Origin of the sequence: Paenibacillus ihuae, assembly GCF_001368795.1 — a bacterium.
GTDB classification, from domain to species: domain Bacteria; phylum Bacillota; class Bacilli; order Paenibacillales; family Paenibacillaceae; genus Paenibacillus_AQ; species Paenibacillus_AQ ihuae.
On record NZ_LN831199.1, the window covers coordinates 516,420 to 532,090 of the forward strand.

The following is a 15,671-nucleotide window of genomic DNA, read 5'->3' on the forward strand; positions in this document are numbered from 1 at the left end:
CCGGATCACCGGACGCAGGGCGGTCAGCCGCTCATCGGGGTTAACCGTCAGGAATTTGATCGCGGTCAGATCTTCAATCTTCCAGTTCCAGCTCCATTTGCGCGCCGCCGGTGTCTCCCCGGCTTCGGAGGAATGGCTCAGAAACCCCCACTCCGCAAACTTCCCGGTCATATATTCACGTTCAGTCTCTGTGAGTGTTCCCGGGTATCCCTCTCCGTCTGCTGCGCTTAACAGATAGCGCAGGAACTCTGTCTCCCGGAGGCCCAGCTTTACAAACCTGTGGCTGGATATATGTTGAACTAAGAAATAGTTGTTTTCGGTCTCATGAAATTCAAGATGTGTTATCGATTCCATTCACTCTCACCCTCTCAAGCCGCTTATAATAGGGGCCCCCTCCTGCCCGGGCAGAATACGTCTTTCCAAGCAGAAGAGGCTTCCCAATGGTTTAGGAAATATTAAATGTATTAGGTCAAGGCAATAACTGCGACTACGCCTCCAGCGATGGTCACTCCAACGGCCACGCCTTCAAAGAAATCTCTTCCGCTGCCCGGTGCAGCGACATCTTCCAGCAGTTCCATTTGCAAACCCAGTCCATTATTCATCTTCGATTCTCTCCTCATATTGGATTTAGTAAGTACAGCCGATCAGGCTATTTCCGTAATTAGGTCAACACCACGATTGCCGTACCGGTAACGATCGCAATACCTACGCCAACACCCGCCAGAAATGCACCGTCTCCCGGGGCTGCAACAGATTCCATTTCCTCAAACTGCAAAGCCAGCGCTTGATTCATCATGAACTTCTCCTCCATTAAATAAATTTTGTTTTTTATAAGGTGAACATTGCCTCCGTTACTACCGCTGCTGATATTAAGTCAGCGCTACGCCGATACCTACACCGATACCAATACCGATTGCGATGTCCTTCCAGTCCGGAGCTGTTACAGCTTCCATTTCTTCGAATTGCAGGGAAAGATTCTTTTGCATGGATACTCACCTCCCTTCAAGGTCAGCTAACAGGACGTTTCCCGGTATAACGGCAGATTAAGTCAGCGCTACGCCAATACCTACACCGATACCAATGCCGATTGCGATGTCCTTCCAGTCCGGAGCTGTTACAGCTTCCATTTCTTCGAATTGCAGGGAAAGATTCTTTTGCATGATACTCACCTCCTCTCACGATCAATCTCAGAGTTTAATGCCGAATGTTTCTGAAGTATGGAGCAGATCGAAAAACTGTATATTCTGTTCCGTTATCCGAAGTGTCAAGTTTCCAGCAAACCATTGGCTCATGCCGGTGGTGGGACATTATTCTCACCTCCCTCCCAGTACCTTCCGGACGATCGATACGATCTCCAGCACCTCCTCCTCCTTGATAATGAAGGGCGGGAACAGATGGAACCCGGAGGTTAACCCTGGTGTGTGAAACGGATATACGATTAACCCCCGGCGCTTCAGCTTGCCGGCAATATCCGCCAGCTCCTCTGGCGGCAGACACTCCTCTGCACGATGCCTGCTCCGCAGCGCAACGCCGATCATCAGGCCTTTTCCCCTTACCTCCAGATATAGAGGGTTGCCTTGCAGCGCCTGATCCAGAGCGGAACGAAGCAGCTGTCCTCTTGCACTTACCGCTTCCAGCATGCCCGGCTGTTCCAGCGCTTCCAGCGTAGCTATTCCGGCTGCGCAAGCGATGGGATTGCCGTTCTGCGTGGAGAGATGCTCGATGTGGGAGCCTGCAAGAGCAAAGGCCTGCCGTATCGCTTCGCTGAACAGGGTGGCCCCCAGCGGTAAATAGCCGCTGTTAATCCCCTTGGAGAGACAGAGAATATCAGGGGTAACCCCGCTGTGCTCGAAGGCAAACATTTTGCCGGTACGCCCCATCCCCGTAGCCACTTCATCAAAAGCAAGCAGCACATCGTGCTCCAGGCACAGTTCCTTGAGCCTTTGCAGATAAGCCTCAGGAATAGGAATAATCCCCCCTGAGCCGATGATCGGCTCCAGCATGAATCCGGCCATCACATGCCCCTCACGGGCAAATAATGCTTCCAGCTGACCGAGTTGTCTGCTCAGACAATCCCCGGCAAGGTTACCCGGTGTACAATGCTTGCACACAGGCACCGGATGGAACAGGAAGCCGGGTACTTTCGGACCATAACTCTCGGAAATCTCCTGATCGATCCCGCTGGCGCTCATGGAACCGTAATAACTGCCGTGGTACGATTTGTCCAGAACAGCGATGACGTTCTTATGCAGCTGATGCCGTAACTGATGGTATTTGCGCATTAGTTTGATCGCCAGCTCCACGGATTCCGAACCGGTGCATGTGAAGGCAACCTTAGTCAGATTATCCGGTGTTAGCTGCAGCAGCTTCTCGGCAAACTGCAGGGTCACCGGATTGCTGTAATCCACGGGATTCACATAGGCCAGCGCATCCAATTGCTCCATGATGGCTTGGCGTATTCCGGGATGACGGTAACCCAGGGATACATTCCACAGTCCGCTGATCCCGTCGATATAAATTTTACCGTTCGTATCCTGAACATAGATGCCTTCCCCTGCTGCAAGTGAAGTAACCTCATCTCCGAGCCGGACATCCTTAAGCGGATGCACCATCGGGTATTGCCGGGTTGTCGTTAACATAGGGGTACCCCCTCCTTTCATACAGCCCTCGCTGCTTGCATCAGACAGCCTTCCTTAGCGAACAAGCCAAGCGCCTGTGTAACCAGGCGGGCTGCAAACTCACCCTCCACCTGATAGCGTGTCATCAGTTCCTGTTCCAGCTCTGTTCTCTCCGCACCGCTCATCAATCCTTCCAGTATCAGCGCCATCGGCTCGTTCAGCTTCATCAGCTTTTGGCTGCCCGCATGGAACAGCATCGGCTGCTCTCCAATGAAGAAGAGGAATACCGTTTCAAGCACCGCTGTGCTCACAGGCATATGCGGCTCCGGCTGTCTCCAGAGATGTGTACATGCCGGAAGAGAGACGCGCAGCTCGTGGACTTCGATGTTCTGAAGCGAACGGGCATACTTACTAAGGCCTTTAAATACCTGCACCATCTGCATATAGCGGTGGAGCAGCTTGTGCTTCTTGCGCAGCTCACAATACTGCTGGCGGTTCAAATATTCAGGCAGGAAGCTGCACTTGGAGCAGGAATCCTTAATCTCACAGGTCCGGCAGCCCCTGAGCAGCTGCTCCTCCTCTGAGACCACAGACACCTGGGTTAATAGCTGATCCAGTGAATCTCCCACCTGACCGATGACGGCGCAGCCCCGGCAGGGGGATATCCGGTCATCGCCGTCAACAAAGATCCGGGGCAGCTGTCTGGCTGCGCACGAATGTACCCCCGACCAGCGGCAGCTCTCCATAAGATCCGCCTGTATTTCATAGGCGTACCGGAACATGCCGGACTTGCTGAACAGCTCTACGTCTTCAAGAAACCGGTCCATGTCTTCCACACTTTCCAGATTTAACAGCTGAAAGCGGGGGGCTCTGCCTGATGGCGCAACGTTCATTTCCTGAGCCTGGGAATATTGCAGCTGCCGGATCTCCAGCGGTTCCATATGAAGAAAGTCGTTTAATTGCAGCTCATATTCGTATTCGCCCAGCCGGTTAATCTGGTGTGCATTGGATAAGTAGTAGGAGTTCTGCTCAGACTGGCGCTCCCATTCCAGATAAGCTTCGTTCTCCCGCTTCCATACCCCCTCCGGGCCAGCGTACATCGTATCCGTAGAAGAAGGAACCCTGACCGGGTTATGCTCGAAGAGAATGGCGCTGTTGATTGCCGAATACTCTGCCAGCCCCTGCACCGTTGCCTGATTCCATTCTCCTTCGGTATAACCGATATGCTTAACTCCGCTGCCCAGCACCTGATGCGGATATTGTCCGGTCATGTATGCCATGAACCCGTTAATCAGCGCCTGCTCCTCTTCTTGCCGAAGATACCGCTGCAGGAATGCTGCTATGGACTCCGGTACAGGAACCTTATGCTCATCCGGTGCCAGCCCTGCGATATCAAGCTGCACATCACCGGCCTGCAGAAGGCCTTCATTCACCCAAAGGGTCAACAGAGCTGCTGTATTCTCAGCTTCGCCTTCCAGAATATCCGTCGTTTCATCGATGAGCACTGCAGCCAGCTTAACCCCGGCAGATGTTCTCTTCAGGCTCTCTGTTAATTGAAAAGCTTCATTAAACTGAAGTTTATTCATTGTTAGCGGAATTCTAATAATGATCTGTGTAATGCCCGCTTGCAGCAACCGGGTATATTCACTCTGCTCCAGGAGCCATTCCAACGGTATCTCGGCGCTGTAACCTGCTGTCAGCTGCCTGGACGCTTCAAGTGCCTCGCAGATCGCTGCTCTGCCCCTCTTCCCGGCCAAGTAATGAAATCCTTCAAGGGACAGCTGCCTTTCCGGTCCAAGCTGCTGAAGTGCGAGATTCAGATCTTCGCTGAAGCGTTCCTTGGAATGGGTGCGGATGTTATGCCCATACCCGTTTCGATCAGCGCATTTAATAGAAGAAATCACCGGCCAGCGCTGCTTCAAAGCCTCTTCCCATATCCCGTTCAGCCGGTCCAGTCGGGTATCAGCGCTACCCTCGCCATCCAGCTGAGATACTGCCTTTCCAGCAGCGACGCTCCAGGCAGTGAACCGGCTTACCGGTATGAAGCCACCTACCGCCTCTTCCCAGCCGTCGTCTGCTTCTGCCAGGCGGAGCAATGTCTGCTCCGGTTCCCAGAGAACCAGTCCGTCAGCAGCAATGTCAGCAGGAAGCGAGGTACCGTTCATGCCAAGACCATTGCCGAACCATACGATCCGGCTTCCTTCGTCCAATTCCTTCACCGCTTCTGTCAGGCTCCGGCACAGGCGGTAATTCGCTGGTGTCACGTACAGAGCCATTCGCTCATTCCCCATAGCTACCAGCTCTTCCGCTGCTTCATATAAGGTAGACAAGTTGTTCTGCATATATTGGGTTGCTGTTATACCATTCTGTCTTAAATATGTTCTTGCATACCGGCAATCCAGATTGTCACCAGCTATAAACAAGCGGGCAGCATGCTGCTGAAAGTAAGCGATCGTCATCCCGCGTCCGAACGATAAACCGAACATGTCGTCAGGCTCCTTTCCAGTTTTCACTTTCTATCACTTCATCTATCAACCAGTACTTATCAGCTCGTGTTGTTCTTCTTGTACCAATCATAATCTATTTTTTCCAATTCTACACCGAAAACCCATATACGCTTTCCCACAATTCCATTGCGCTTTTTGCACCGCAACCGGGCCGCCACATCTGCCGCATAACACGCAATCCGGCTGCGCAACCGGACATTTACCCCGAAGCCTGCACTTTGCGGCTTGCGCCTCCGCATAGCTATAAAAGACACCCGCCAACAGGTTGGCGGGTGTCTTTTACAGCTATTTGATATCCGTCGCTATACTGCCTTCCTTCACCCTTTTGCTCGGTCTGGGATACAGAATATATAAGAGAACAAACCATAGCGGAGTAAAGAGCAACGCCGGGCGTGTTTCTTCGGCGATCAGCATAATAATGAGTATCGCAGCAAACAAAGCCAGAACCACATAATTTATTGCCGGCGTTAAGGGAGCTTTGAACTTGGATGCAGCCTGGAGTTCCGGCCGGGTCTTCTTATATTTGATATGGCACACAAGCACGACGCCCCATACCCATATAAAACAAATGGCACTAATCGTTGTCACAATTCCAAAAGCCTGCTCCGGAATAAGCTTGCTCAATAGAGCGCCTGCGGATATGACAAGCGTTGAAATAAACAGCGAGTTTGCAGGCACATGATTTTTATTCAGTTTGGAAAAATGAGTTGACGCCTGCTTGTTCTTGCCCAGGTTATAAAGAATCCGGCTTGTGGAGAACATCCCGCTGTTGCAGGCGGATGCGGCTGAAGTTAATACGACGAAATTAATGATCCCGGCGGCGATTGGAATTCCTACTAAGCTAAAGGTTTTCACAAAAGGGCTTTCCGACGCATTGAGCTCTGTCCATGGGTTAATGCATAGCAGGACAAAAAGAGCTCCCACATAGAAAAATAGAATCCGCAGAGGAATTTTGTTGATCGCCGACGGTATGTTTTTCTCTGGATTGGAGGTTTCTGCTGCCGATACGCCCACCAGCTCTACACCGACATAAGCGAAGACTACCATTTGGAAGGAAAATAAGAATCCTTTAACGCCGTTCGGAAATACTCCCCCGTGTTCCCAGAGGTTTCTTACCGTCACCGATCCCGCATCCGTCTTAAATCCCATGACCAGTAAAATAACCCCAATGCCAATTAAGGCGAGAATCGTGATGACCTTGATTAGAGCAAACCAAAACTCGAGTTCGCCGAAGTTTTTGACGGTCAATAAGTTAAGCCCTAATAAAATGACCAGGCAGGCGATGGCAGGTACCCATTGTGGGATATCAAACCAATACTGCACATACACCCCAACAGCGATGACATCGGCCATAGCCGTCATAATCCAACAGAACCAATAAGTCCATCCGGTGATGAAGGCGGCCCGGGGTCCGAGATAGTCCTCGGCAATATCCGTAAACGATTGATATCCCGCTTTGGACAGCAGGAGTTCACCCAGTGCCCGCATTACAAAAAACACCGCAATCCCTACGATTAAATACGTAATCATAATGGATGGACCTGCCTGCTGAATCGCCTTGCCCGAGCCTAAGAATAATCCCGTACCAATTGTGCCGCCGATCGCAATCAGTTGAACATGCCGATTGGCCAGCTCTCTCTTTAATTCCGATTGTGCCATAACCCGTTCCCCCTTAATGAATTACATTGCAATGATGCCAATAAAAAAAAGAGATTGGATGTCATCCAATCTCCCGGTTCATAAGAATATGAAATAATACTTGCCCTGCTGACAGCTGTCAGCATAACAAATACATATTCCTTACTCTTCTGTCCTTTTGCCTGAGATTGTGAACCCTTCGGCGCCGCGGTTTCCCGCAGTCTCTCCAGAAGCTGCTCCTGCTATAGTGTGATCCATAGCAATCATAGCTTGCGAATTATGAATTTAAGTCGTTCTGTCGTTCTGATATTCTAACATATTACTTGCGATGTGAATATTGTTGCTGTGATAAAAGTCTCCTTAAGGTTGGTGGTAAATAGATCCAGTAAGGCCAGGCAAATATTCAATTGCTCCGGATGCCGCGCTGCCATACTCCGCGAATCGATAACGTGTCCGAGATATTCGCTGCCGGGTCCCCGTCAACCAAGACCAAATCCGCCCGCGCCCCCTCTACGATAGTTCCGCGATCAGTCAGGCCGAAACGGCGGGCTATTTTCGAGGTAGCTGACTGAAGGGCTTCTACAGGGGTAAATCCCGCTTCTACTAATAGCTGCATCTCATGGTGCACACTGGCTCCATGGGCAAGTCCGCCCAGCGACGGAACCGGTACAGAGACATCCGTACCCACCAGGATATCTACGCCTGCACGATGAAGGTCCATTACATTCCGGTAGTTATCTTCCATGCTGCCTTGAGGGTAAGTATTGAAGCTGGCATTCAGCGTGTCGATCCATTCCGGGCTGAGCTTGGAGCTCACACGCGGATCCCCTGCCAATTCCGATGCAGGGTTACCGATAATTGAGGAGTTCAAGACGAGGCAGGGTGTAACAAAAGCGCCTGCCTCTGCAATCATTCTCACCAGATCCGGGGTGGTCTCGGGCCGGTCAATGAATAAGTGAGCGAGTCCCTCAACCCCGACTTCTATGGCTTGCCGGGCAGATTCGGCTGTCAATACATGGGCAATCGCAATCTTGTGATGCCGGTGTGCTTCCTCTACAGCGGCCCTCAGAATATCCTGGCTTAGGACAGGCAGCCCGGGAGCAGCTAATACCGTCCCTTCTTCAATCATAATCTTGATATAGTCGGCTCCTTCTCTTACTTGTTCGTTTACGAATGCCAGTGCTTCTTCCCGGTTGGTTACCGCGGGTGCCTCTCCATGATCATGAGCATGGGCATGGGCGGCCAGCATGGCATTGCGGTCCTCCTCGCTCATCTTCTCCAGTTCCTTCAGTACAAAATCCGGGATTTCGCCATCCCCCGGCATGAGCTCATCGGGATGCCCGCCTGGAGGGGTAACCGCCATTCCGGCAGACCGTACATCGGCAATATCCCCGATCCCTTTCAATTGCGCTTCGCGGCCGCTTTGGGTGAACCCGCCCATCATTTCCAGTTCAGTTGTCACTCCGAATTTCAGTGCATCCCGCAGGCCCTCTACGGAAGTGTGAACGTGAGCATCCATCAGACCGGGCAGCAAAGTCCCTCCTTCTGCGTCGATAATATCCGCATGCTCCGGTATTTCTCCGCCTACCGATAGGATTTGTTCGCCTTCAATCAGAACCGTAGTGGGTCTGATCACTTTCTCTCCGTCAAATACACGCACATTGGTGATTGCAGTAATCATTGTTTTAGCCTCCTAAAATAAATGTAATTTATGATTGAAATATAACAGTTTGAATTCTAACTGTCAATATAATGATTAATTGTGTTCTAACAGTTTGTCTTTGACATTTTGTTTCCCGAAAATTAAGATAATCTTATAATTAGGTTTTAACCTATCGTAAAGGAGTCAGGCACAGGATGACGAAGCAAGCTTTGCATACCCCTTACTCCGATATCATCCGGGATATTGGGATGAAGATCAGAGGCATGGCCAATACCCGATTATCAGAGCTGGGACTTAACACTCAACAAGGGCAGATGATGGGCTACATTTTTGAAAATCAGGACAAAGGCGTGATCCAGAAGGATCTGGCCGATCACTTTAACCGTACAGGAGCCACGATTACCAGTATGCTGCAAGGGTTAGAGAAAAAAGGGTACATTAAACGGGAGATTCCCAAAGAGAACGAGCGGCAAAAACGAATATATCTATTGAAAAAAGGGTCCGACCTCGTCGAAGAGTTCGACGAAATCTTCATGGAAGTAGAGAACAGCATTACCCGGGGCCTTACCGAGGAAGAAAGCGAGACCTTCATGAAGTTATTAATCAAAGTTAAAACGACCATGTAGCCTGTAAAGCAGGGAGCTTCATTGGTACTAATGATAAGCTCCAAGGCTGCTTTCTTCGGTAACTTTTGGCAAGAGAAAGCAGCCCGCCCCGGTGTCTCTACGCAGAACTATTCAATTTTGTACGTTATTTCGTAACTGCCCTTGGTATGCTTACCATTAATTTTAAACCTGTACTTCCCGTCCTTGCTTACTTCAATCTTCTCATTTCCTGATTCGTTAGTACTTATGCTCTGGACCAGCTGATTATCGGGATCGTAAAAATTTATTGTCAGTTCCCCTTTTTTAACCTCGGACTGATAGTCAACAGCAAGCGTATCGCCCTTCTTGAGGCTAACCTTCTTCTCATCCGTACCCGTAAACAGCTTATAGGAAGCAGCAATCTTATTTTTAGTGCTGGAGCTCGACCCCACAAACATTAACCTCTTATCGCAAGCAGCCAGCATCGTTACAATCACAAGGACCAAAATCCCCGAAAACACCCATTTCCTCTTCATCTCTGTTGACACCCCTTAAGATTGGATTAACTTGCCGCAGTGAGGACATTGTTTCGTTTTATTCCTCGGTTCAGTTTCCGAGAGAGAGTGATGCTGCCGGCGGGCGAACAAATAGAACAGAAGTCCGATGAAATTCGGAATATAAATGACGGCTAACATCCACAGCCAGGCATTCATATTTCTCTTTGAAGCGTCTTTGTAGATGAACACAGCAATTAGCGCATTTAAAGCAATAAAAAGCACTGCCAATCCCAATATCACAAAGACCCATACAAAATCGTCCTCGCATGCATCATCCATATAAGGAGCCATTGCGAAGGAAAGAGCACCAAATCCCAATACAACAATTGCCGTAAACGCCCAGAAAATAAACTTTTCAAGTCTCATTCGGTTATTCATAGTTCTCCTTTCTGAAATTGCAAATTCCGCTTAGTACGCTGAAGGCTCCAAAGTGCTTCCAAAGAAGTTGTAAAGCAATATTGCTACTGCAATGGCCTGAAATAGGAAAAACACAATTAATATTACTATTTTCCAGAACAAGAGCAGCGGACCGGCTAATAAAAAAACCGCAAGTACCAGAACTATAATCAAATTCAGTGCAACTGCGCCGATCAGAGCGCCCATATGATTGCCTTCTCTAATTTTTCGAAGTGTATGGGGGACTAAATAAGGGGGAGTCGCTACTGGAGCGCTGAAATATTCTTGTAAAAGCTTCTCTCTTCCCGTTGGTTCATTCATTATCCCAGCTCCTCCATTTTCGCTTTAAGTAATTTTTTTCCTTGGTTTAGTCTAGACTTTACGGTTCCCAGTGGAACACCAAGGATCTCTCCAATGCTCTCATAGCTGAATTCTTCATAGTAATACAGAATCAACGGGGCCAGATAACGTTTAGGCAAATTGCGCAGACATTGTTCCAAGTACAGATCCTGCTCTTTTCTCAGTAGATATTCTTCCGTTAAAGGTGCGGAATCACTAATTTCCGTAAATCCGCTATGTTCAGAGCTCCAAGCAAACGTCAGACGTTCGCGCAGCCTTTTCAATTTCCGGTATCGATCCCTATGCAAATTGATGGTCACCTGAAACAGCCAAGCTTTAAAAGGCCGCTCGGGATCATACATTCCCAGCTTACGGAATATACGCACCCATACCTCCTGGAATAAGTCTTCTGCCTCTTGCCTATCCAAGGAAAGATGACAGCAAAACCGATATAAATCATCTTTATATCTGTTTATCAAAAGTTCAAAATCTTCTTGCTTCCCGGATTTATAACCTTCTATAAGCTGTCTATCGCTAATCATTCTTCCCCCCCGCCTGCCCTTTCATCTTACATTACGAAAAATAAAGGAATATTGTTCGGAATTTCACAAACAAAATTAGTTATTTAATACTAGTAATGGTAGTCTGTGAAATAGCTCCGGTGTTGACTTAACTCATTGTTCATCATAAATATTCGGTTATTTCATAATAAAAGAGATACCTTTGGGGTATCTCCTCATGTATTGATAACTTTTTATAGAAGCTTACCATTTCCTCCATTTATACTCTCCCTCAATTCGGGTTTACAACGGTCTTCTTCTTACGGTATAAGCTCCATTTCTTCAGGTAGTAGGCTACAATGACGAAAACAGCCATAATACCGGTATACGTCAAAATGACATTGACGACGTTCACATTGCCTCCCTTTTCCCCCCGGTTGAATCCAGATTGACCTTCTCCGCCGGAAGGCCTCCCTTCTCTCATTCCACCCCGCTCTCCGCCTGCGAAAGCCTCCTTGCTCCCGAAGCCAGTTTGCTGCGTGTTTACGCCGAAAGCTGAAACCGAGCTTTTTAGATGAGTGACGTAAGATGTCTGATTGATTTGGTATAAACCGAATAGCAGTATGATCACCGTCAAGCCTTGAGCAACATACCGCATCCAGGTCCGGCCCTTCTTTATGCTGGTTATTTTCTTACACATGTTCACGACCCACTGCCAATGAAGCCCGACATGAATCCCGATCAATGCCAGTACCAGGAAAGATACCGAGATATGGGTCATTTTAAACCAATTCTCGTTGCCCACATTAATATTCGGAAATACGACATGGGAAATAAGGATCCCGCTGACAATGATGAACGTCATGGAAACCAGCAACAGGAAATTTAGCGCATAACTGCCGCGTACTCTCCAGGATAAACTGCGGTTAAACATTTTTAGAGTGACCCGCTTCACCCAACCCAAATTCAGAAGAATATGAGTGATGTATGCACAGGCAAAAAAGAGGCCTGCTATTTCATGAAACGCTAACCCGCCTAACACATTTTTGTTGAAAAACAAAACGAACAATAAGCTCATTGCTATATCAAGCGCAAATTTGACATAGTTGATTTTTTTCATCTTCATTTCAACTCCCCATATCTGCTTTTTACTCAGTATGAGGCTCGAACCTTTAGTGAAGCTTAAATTAGTTTTAATGCCTTTCATCCATAAAAAAAGAGCCGCCCAAACGTTATGGGCAACTCTTTCTGCAATTAATGTTCAAGCTCCGTATAAATTTGAAAGGTCACGCCGAATTTATCTGTTACATCACCAAATCCAGGGCTGAAGGGTTCTTCTCTAAACGGCATATTGACTTGCCCTTCCTGCCGCAAAGCCTCATAAATCCGTTTGGATTGTTCTACGTCGTTTGTGGTAATGCAAATGGTTACCCGTTTCCCGCTTTCAATAGGCGAACCGCCTGGGGTATCCGATAACATCAGCTCTGTCACACCGACCTTTAACTTAGCATGCGCTACAAGACCGCTCAGATCATCAGTGAACGTAGTAGGCATGTCCGGCATTTCACCGTAAGTAATTATGGAGAGGACTTCTGCATCTATGGCTTGTTCATAAAACTGAATGGCTTCCTTTACCCGTCCCTCCAAAGTAATATAAGGGGTGAGTTTTAACGTCATAAGATTGTTCCTCCTCGAGTTTGGATTCGATTGTGATTCATAAGTATAGACGATCCGGCACCCGTTAAATCATCGGTATACCCGAAAAAAATTCTGGTTATCGTCCAAACCTGCAGGCAATCCAATGTAAACTTCATTCTCGGAGCGATGTCATATCCAATCTTTCACCAATGTTGTATACTATTTTTTTTGCTCCCGCTGTTGAGACTAATATGGGGGTAGTCTGACTAAGGGATAATACTTTAAGCAGGGAATTTTGTTAACTATCAAGGGAGGAAGTAGCAGCATGGCTGATTTAAACAAACAAAGAGTTGTGGAAAGTGTTCCGCAACGGGGATTTTTTGGACATCCTAAAGGGTTATTTACTCTGTTCTTCACAGAGTTTTGGGAGCGGTTTTCCTATTATGGAATGAGAGCTATCCTTGTTTATTATATGTATTACGAGCTGAGCCAAGGCGGACTCGGCATGGAGGAGAGCACAGCTCTCGCCATTATGTCTATTTATGGTTCACTTGTCTATATGTCCGGGATTATTGGCGGCTGGTTGGCGGACCGGATATTCGGTGCGTCAAGGGCTGTATTCTACGGCGGTATATTAATCATGCTCGGGCATATCACCTTGGCCATCCCGGGGAGTATTACCTTATTTTTTGTTTCCATGGTTCTGATCGTACTGGGTACGGGCTTGCTGAAGCCTAATGTATCCAGTATTGTAGGTGAGCTTTACAGCGAACAGGATGGACGCCGGGATGCAGGATTCAGTATATACTACATGGGCATCAACCTGGGAGCCTTCATCGCACCGCTAATTGTAGGATACATCGGGGATTATAATTTCCACCTGGGCTTCAGTATTGCTGCCGTCGGTATGTTTCTGGGATTAATCATGTTCATCTCTACCAAGAAAAAAAACCTCGGTCTAGCAGGCACTTTAGTCGCAAGTCCGTTATCACAAGCCGAACGAAAAAAAGTATTCCTTATCTTCGGTATCAGTGCCGTACTTCTCGCTGTTATCGTGGCTGTTACGATTCCGTTAGGTCTGTTAACGTTTAAATCCTTTATAACGATTGTAGGTATTCTGGGAATTCTGATTCCCACCCTGTATTTTATTGTCATGTTCCGTAGTCCGCTCACAACAAGCGTAGAGCGCTCAAGACTCGTTGCCTATATTCCGCTGTTTATTGCAGCGATTATGTTCTGGGCGATTCAGGAACAAGGGTCAACCATCCTTGCCAGTTATGCAGATAAACGAACACAACTCGATTTTGCCGGAATGCATATTCGTCCAGCCTGGTTCCAGTCTTTAAATCCTTTGTTTGTTATCACGTTGGCCCCCCTCTTCGCCTGGTTGTGGGTGAAGCTTGGGAACCGGCAGCCTTCAATTCCGAAGAAATTCGCCTTGGGTCTATTATTTGCCGGATTATCCTTCCTTGTGATCCTGTTACCAGCTTACTTTGGCGGTGAGGATTCCCTGGTTAATCCGTTATGGCTCGTTCTTAGCTATTTCATCGTTGTACTGGGGGAATTGTGTCTGTCTCCTGTAGGACTGTCGGCTACGACCAAGCTAGCACCCTCCGCCTTCTCCGCCCAGACCATGAGCTTATGGTTCTTATCCAATGCGGCTGCCCAGGCAATTAATGCGCAGATTGTTAAGTTTTATTCGGCTGACACTGAGATGGTATACTTTGGTGTCATTGGAGGCGCAGCCATCCTCCTGAGTATTCTGCTCTACTTGTTCTCCCGGACAATCCAGGGGTACATGAAGGGGATACAGTAAACGATACTCCCTTTGATAATTAATTCACATCCACAAAATCCAGCAGCCGCACGGATCATCCTCCGTGCGGCTGCTGTTGGTTTATTGAAATGTGCCGCAAGCCGCATCATTTCCAGGTGAAGAACTTATCGCCCGAATCTCTACTATTGGGATATTAATTCTCCTGATCGATGACAACGCCGTTTCAAAGATACCCTCTTAAAAATACTATATATCAAAAGGATGGTGATAAAAAATGAGTATAAGTCCACTCTGTAGACAGTTTGCGGAGATTTTTGGTGGTGAGCCCCAGGTAGTTAATGGGGTATGTGTTGCAACTAAGCTACGTACTAATATTAAGGTGCGGATCTTGGGCAGACGTTCAAAAGGCTTATTCACACTTCCGTTCGGCATTTCCTTCGAGAGTGTTGGTAAAGACGGCAGAGCACTATGCCTTGGGGAATCTGTAATCCTCACCCGGGAAATCAATCCATTTATCTCTGAACTCCGCAAAGCAGGCATTAAAGTAACTGCTCTTCATAATCACTGGTTATTTACGAACCCGAACATCTGGTATATCCATTGGGAAGCCGTCCAAAAACCCCTGGTATTCGCCAGAAAAGTGCGGAAAGCCTCCAGAGTCCTGACCAATAAACCTGTTGGTCCCATAGTATGTAAGCCTTCCAGCAAAAAATAATGTAACCGTATTACATCTCTTAGAGCATCATCAGCATCAGCACCAAGACAGGCTGGAACATCTACGCAAAAATATGGAACGTTATGAAAGTATACCTCGCTTGAAAGTGAACATTTCGGTGATTAAGAATTATATTTCCTATTGTAAAAAATAGAGCATCTATGGGAAGCTCCTTATACTCTGCGTTTTCAAAATAAAAGCAAAAGGGTTCGAGCATCTGTAGCTCGAACCCTTTTGCTTTTTCTATATCTATGGACGGAGGAAGCGGATAAACGGGGGATTGTTGCAACTCCCGAGATTCGTTATGATGATAATAAAGTGTGACAGTGAATTCCGCAATACTTCGGCATCCCTCAAAAATAGGAGGTTGTCCATGAAGCTAAACGGTTTATTCCTTCTCATCGGTTTGATATTGTCCGTCATATCTAAGTTGTATCACTTTAAGTTCAAAGATCAGGCTCATATTGGAAATATGATTGTTATTCCCGCCGCAGTATCTTTTTGTCTGGCCATTCTATATAGTTTGCCGAAATTCAATAGGATGGTGGAATCCGCCCAATGGAAAGCATTCCTCACTGCAGCCTCAGCTTGTGGAGCCGTAGTTTCCTTTCAACTCATGATGATTCTTCTTATGGGGGACAAAAATACAAACGGTTTGTATTGGCTATTACCCTTCATTTTGTTGCTGGGGATATTTTTTAAGCTATGGTCCAAGTAATCCACAAAAAGCGTCAGAGCC

The 15,671-nt window shown here is 47.6% G+C and carries 19 protein-coding genes and 1 riboswitch; of the genes, 4 read left to right on the forward strand and 15 right to left on the reverse strand.

Going from position 1 to position 15,671, the window contains the following annotated elements; all coding sequences use genetic code 11:
• The 9 genes from AQR02_RS32600 to AQR02_RS21990 all read right to left on the reverse strand — a co-directional run.
• Positions 1-354: hypothetical protein (locus AQR02_RS32600; RefSeq protein ID WP_159067816.1), on the reverse strand; the 354-nt coding region annotated here is incomplete at its 3' end.
• Between the two features lie 110 nt (positions 355-464).
• Positions 465-602 carry a daptide-type RiPP gene (locus AQR02_RS32920; RefSeq protein WP_167347633.1) on the reverse strand — a complete coding sequence of 46 codons (138 nt, stop codon included), beginning with the start codon at positions 600-602 and terminating at the stop codon, positions 465-467.
• 59 nt (positions 603-661) lie between these two features.
• Positions 662-796, reverse strand: a complete 135-nt coding sequence (locus AQR02_RS35190; RefSeq protein WP_280818651.1) for a daptide-type RiPP — start codon at positions 794-796, stop codon at positions 662-664.
• Between the two features lie 73 nt (positions 797-869).
• Complete coding sequence (locus AQR02_RS35355) at positions 870-986, reverse strand: daptide-type RiPP (RefSeq protein WP_332461358.1); 117 nt, start codon at positions 984-986, stop codon at positions 870-872.
• A 57-nt stretch (positions 987-1,043) separates the two neighbouring features.
• Positions 1,044-1,160 carry a daptide-type RiPP gene (locus AQR02_RS35360; protein WP_332461358.1) on the reverse strand — a complete coding sequence of 39 codons (117 nt, stop codon included), beginning with the start codon at positions 1,158-1,160 and terminating at the stop codon, positions 1,044-1,046.
• Positions 1,161-1,313: 153 nt separating this feature from the next.
• Positions 1,314-2,639 carry a daptide-type RiPP biosynthesis aminotransferase gene (mpaD, locus tag AQR02_RS21970; protein WP_054942550.1) on the reverse strand — a complete coding sequence of 442 codons (1,326 nt, stop codon included), beginning with the start codon at positions 2,637-2,639 and terminating at the stop codon, positions 1,314-1,316.
• A gap of 17 nt (positions 2,640-2,656) precedes the next feature.
• On the reverse strand, positions 2,657-5,104 hold the full coding sequence (locus AQR02_RS21975; RefSeq protein WP_054942551.1) for a hypothetical protein: 2,448 nt from the start codon (positions 5,102-5,104) through the stop codon (positions 2,657-2,659).
• 306 nt (positions 5,105-5,410) lie between these two features.
• On the reverse strand, positions 5,411-6,784 hold the full coding sequence (locus AQR02_RS21985; RefSeq protein ID WP_054942553.1) for an amino acid permease: 1,374 nt from the start codon (positions 6,782-6,784) through the stop codon (positions 5,411-5,413).
• Positions 6,785-6,923: 139 nt separating this feature from the next.
• Positions 6,924-7,003, reverse strand: a riboswitch (glycine riboswitch).
• Between the two features lie 163 nt (positions 7,004-7,166).
• Complete coding sequence (locus AQR02_RS21990) at positions 7,167-8,444, reverse strand: amidohydrolase family protein (protein WP_054942554.1); 1,278 nt, start codon at positions 8,442-8,444, stop codon at positions 7,167-7,169.
• A 176-nt stretch (positions 8,445-8,620) separates the two neighbouring features.
• On the opposite strand from AQR02_RS21990, the gene AQR02_RS21995 reads away from it, so the two are divergent.
• Positions 8,621-9,052: a transcriptional regulator, SarA/Rot family gene (locus AQR02_RS21995; protein ID WP_054942555.1), complete on the forward strand. Its 432-nt coding sequence runs from the start codon at positions 8,621-8,623 to the stop codon at positions 9,050-9,052.
• A gap of 107 nt (positions 9,053-9,159) precedes the next feature.
• Here AQR02_RS21995 and AQR02_RS22000 read toward each other — a convergent pair whose 3' ends face one another.
• From AQR02_RS22000 to AQR02_RS22025, 6 genes are all read right to left on the reverse strand, one after another.
• On the reverse strand, positions 9,160-9,546 hold the full coding sequence (locus tag AQR02_RS22000; RefSeq protein WP_054942556.1) for a hypothetical protein: 387 nt from the start codon (positions 9,544-9,546) through the stop codon (positions 9,160-9,162).
• Between the two features lie 15 nt (positions 9,547-9,561).
• Complete coding sequence (locus tag AQR02_RS22005) at positions 9,562-9,945, reverse strand: PLDc N-terminal domain-containing protein (protein WP_082452013.1); 384 nt, start codon at positions 9,943-9,945, stop codon at positions 9,562-9,564.
• Between the two features lie 30 nt (positions 9,946-9,975).
• A complete protein-coding gene (locus AQR02_RS22010) occupies positions 9,976-10,284 on the reverse strand; it encodes a hypothetical protein (RefSeq protein WP_054942558.1) in 309 nt (102 codons plus the stop codon).
• A complete protein-coding gene (locus AQR02_RS22015; RefSeq protein ID WP_054942559.1) occupies positions 10,284-10,844 on the reverse strand; it encodes an RNA polymerase sigma factor in 561 nt (186 codons plus the stop codon). The genes AQR02_RS22010 and AQR02_RS22015 overlap by 1 nt, the downstream gene beginning before the upstream one ends.
• A 250-nt stretch (positions 10,845-11,094) precedes the next feature.
• Entirely contained in the window at positions 11,095-11,928 is an 834-nt protein-coding gene (locus AQR02_RS22020) for a DUF4405 domain-containing protein (protein WP_054942560.1), read from the reverse strand.
• A 128-nt stretch (positions 11,929-12,056) separates the two neighbouring features.
• Complete coding sequence (locus AQR02_RS22025) at positions 12,057-12,479, reverse strand: VOC family protein (RefSeq protein WP_054942561.1); 423 nt, start codon at positions 12,477-12,479, stop codon at positions 12,057-12,059.
• Between the two features lie 286 nt (positions 12,480-12,765).
• Here AQR02_RS22025 and AQR02_RS22030 point away from each other — a divergent pair, with 286 nt between their 5' ends.
• From AQR02_RS22030 to AQR02_RS22040, 3 genes are all read left to right on the forward strand, one after another.
• Entirely contained in the window at positions 12,766-14,256 is a 1,491-nt protein-coding gene (locus tag AQR02_RS22030; RefSeq protein ID WP_054942562.1) for a peptide MFS transporter, read from the forward strand.
• 235 nt (positions 14,257-14,491) lie between these two features.
• Positions 14,492-14,932 (forward strand): DUF1259 domain-containing protein, encoded by a 441-nt coding sequence (locus AQR02_RS22035; RefSeq protein ID WP_054942563.1) that lies wholly within the window; start codon positions 14,492-14,494, stop codon positions 14,930-14,932.
• Positions 14,933-15,305: 373 nt separating this feature from the next.
• Complete coding sequence (locus AQR02_RS22040; RefSeq protein ID WP_054942564.1) at positions 15,306-15,650, forward strand: hypothetical protein; 345 nt, start codon at positions 15,306-15,308, stop codon at positions 15,648-15,650.
• Positions 15,651-15,671 lie beyond the last annotated feature (21 nt).

What these genes read in the sequence shown, in the direction of transcription:
- AQR02_RS32920 (WP_167347633.1), bottom strand. Translation starts at nt 602, where the DNA reads ATGAATAATGGACTGGGTTTGCAAATGGAACTGCTGGAAGATGTCGCT.
- AQR02_RS35190 (WP_280818651.1), bottom strand. Translation starts at nt 796, where the DNA reads ATGATGAATCAAGCGCTGGCTTTGCAGTTTGAGGAAATGGAATCTGTT.
- AQR02_RS35355 (WP_332461358.1), bottom strand. Translation starts at nt 986, where the DNA reads ATGCAAAAGAATCTTTCCCTGCAATTCGAAGAAATGGAAGCTGTAACA.
- AQR02_RS35360 (WP_332461358.1), bottom strand. Translation starts at nt 1,160, where the DNA reads ATGCAAAAGAATCTTTCCCTGCAATTCGAAGAAATGGAAGCTGTAACA.
- mpaD (WP_054942550.1), bottom strand. Translation starts at nt 2,639, where the DNA reads ATGTTAACGACAACCCGGCAATACCCGATGGTGCATCCGCTTAAGGAT.
- AQR02_RS21975 (WP_054942551.1), bottom strand. Translation starts at nt 5,104, where the DNA reads ATGTTCGGTTTATCGTTCGGACGCGGGATGACGATCGCTTACTTTCAG.
- AQR02_RS21985 (WP_054942553.1), bottom strand. Translation starts at nt 6,784, where the DNA reads ATGGCACAATCGGAATTAAAGAGAGAGCTGGCCAATCGGCATGTTCAA.
- AQR02_RS21990 (WP_054942554.1), bottom strand. Translation starts at nt 8,444, where the DNA reads ATGATTACTGCAATCACCAATGTGCGTGTATTTGACGGAGAGAAAGTG.
- AQR02_RS21995 (WP_054942555.1), top strand. Translation starts at nt 8,621, where the DNA reads ATGACGAAGCAAGCTTTGCATACCCCTTACTCCGATATCATCCGGGAT.
- AQR02_RS22000 (WP_054942556.1), bottom strand. Translation starts at nt 9,546, where the DNA reads ATGAAGAGGAAATGGGTGTTTTCGGGGATTTTGGTCCTTGTGATTGTA.
- AQR02_RS22005 (WP_082452013.1), bottom strand. Translation starts at nt 9,945, where the DNA reads ATGAATAACCGAATGAGACTTGAAAAGTTTATTTTCTGGGCGTTTACG.
- AQR02_RS22010 (WP_054942558.1), bottom strand. Translation starts at nt 10,284, where the DNA reads ATGAATGAACCAACGGGAAGAGAGAAGCTTTTACAAGAATATTTCAGC.
- AQR02_RS22015 (WP_054942559.1), bottom strand. Translation starts at nt 10,844, where the DNA reads ATGATTAGCGATAGACAGCTTATAGAAGGTTATAAATCCGGGAAGCAA.
- AQR02_RS22020 (WP_054942560.1), bottom strand. Translation starts at nt 11,928, where the DNA reads ATGAAGATGAAAAAAATCAACTATGTCAAATTTGCGCTTGATATAGCA.
- AQR02_RS22025 (WP_054942561.1), bottom strand. Translation starts at nt 12,479, where the DNA reads ATGACGTTAAAACTCACCCCTTATATTACTTTGGAGGGACGGGTAAAG.
- AQR02_RS22030 (WP_054942562.1), top strand. Translation starts at nt 12,766, where the DNA reads ATGGCTGATTTAAACAAACAAAGAGTTGTGGAAAGTGTTCCGCAACGG.
- AQR02_RS22035 (WP_054942563.1), top strand. Translation starts at nt 14,492, where the DNA reads ATGAGTATAAGTCCACTCTGTAGACAGTTTGCGGAGATTTTTGGTGGT.
- AQR02_RS22040 (WP_054942564.1), top strand. Translation starts at nt 15,306, where the DNA reads ATGAAGCTAAACGGTTTATTCCTTCTCATCGGTTTGATATTGTCCGTC.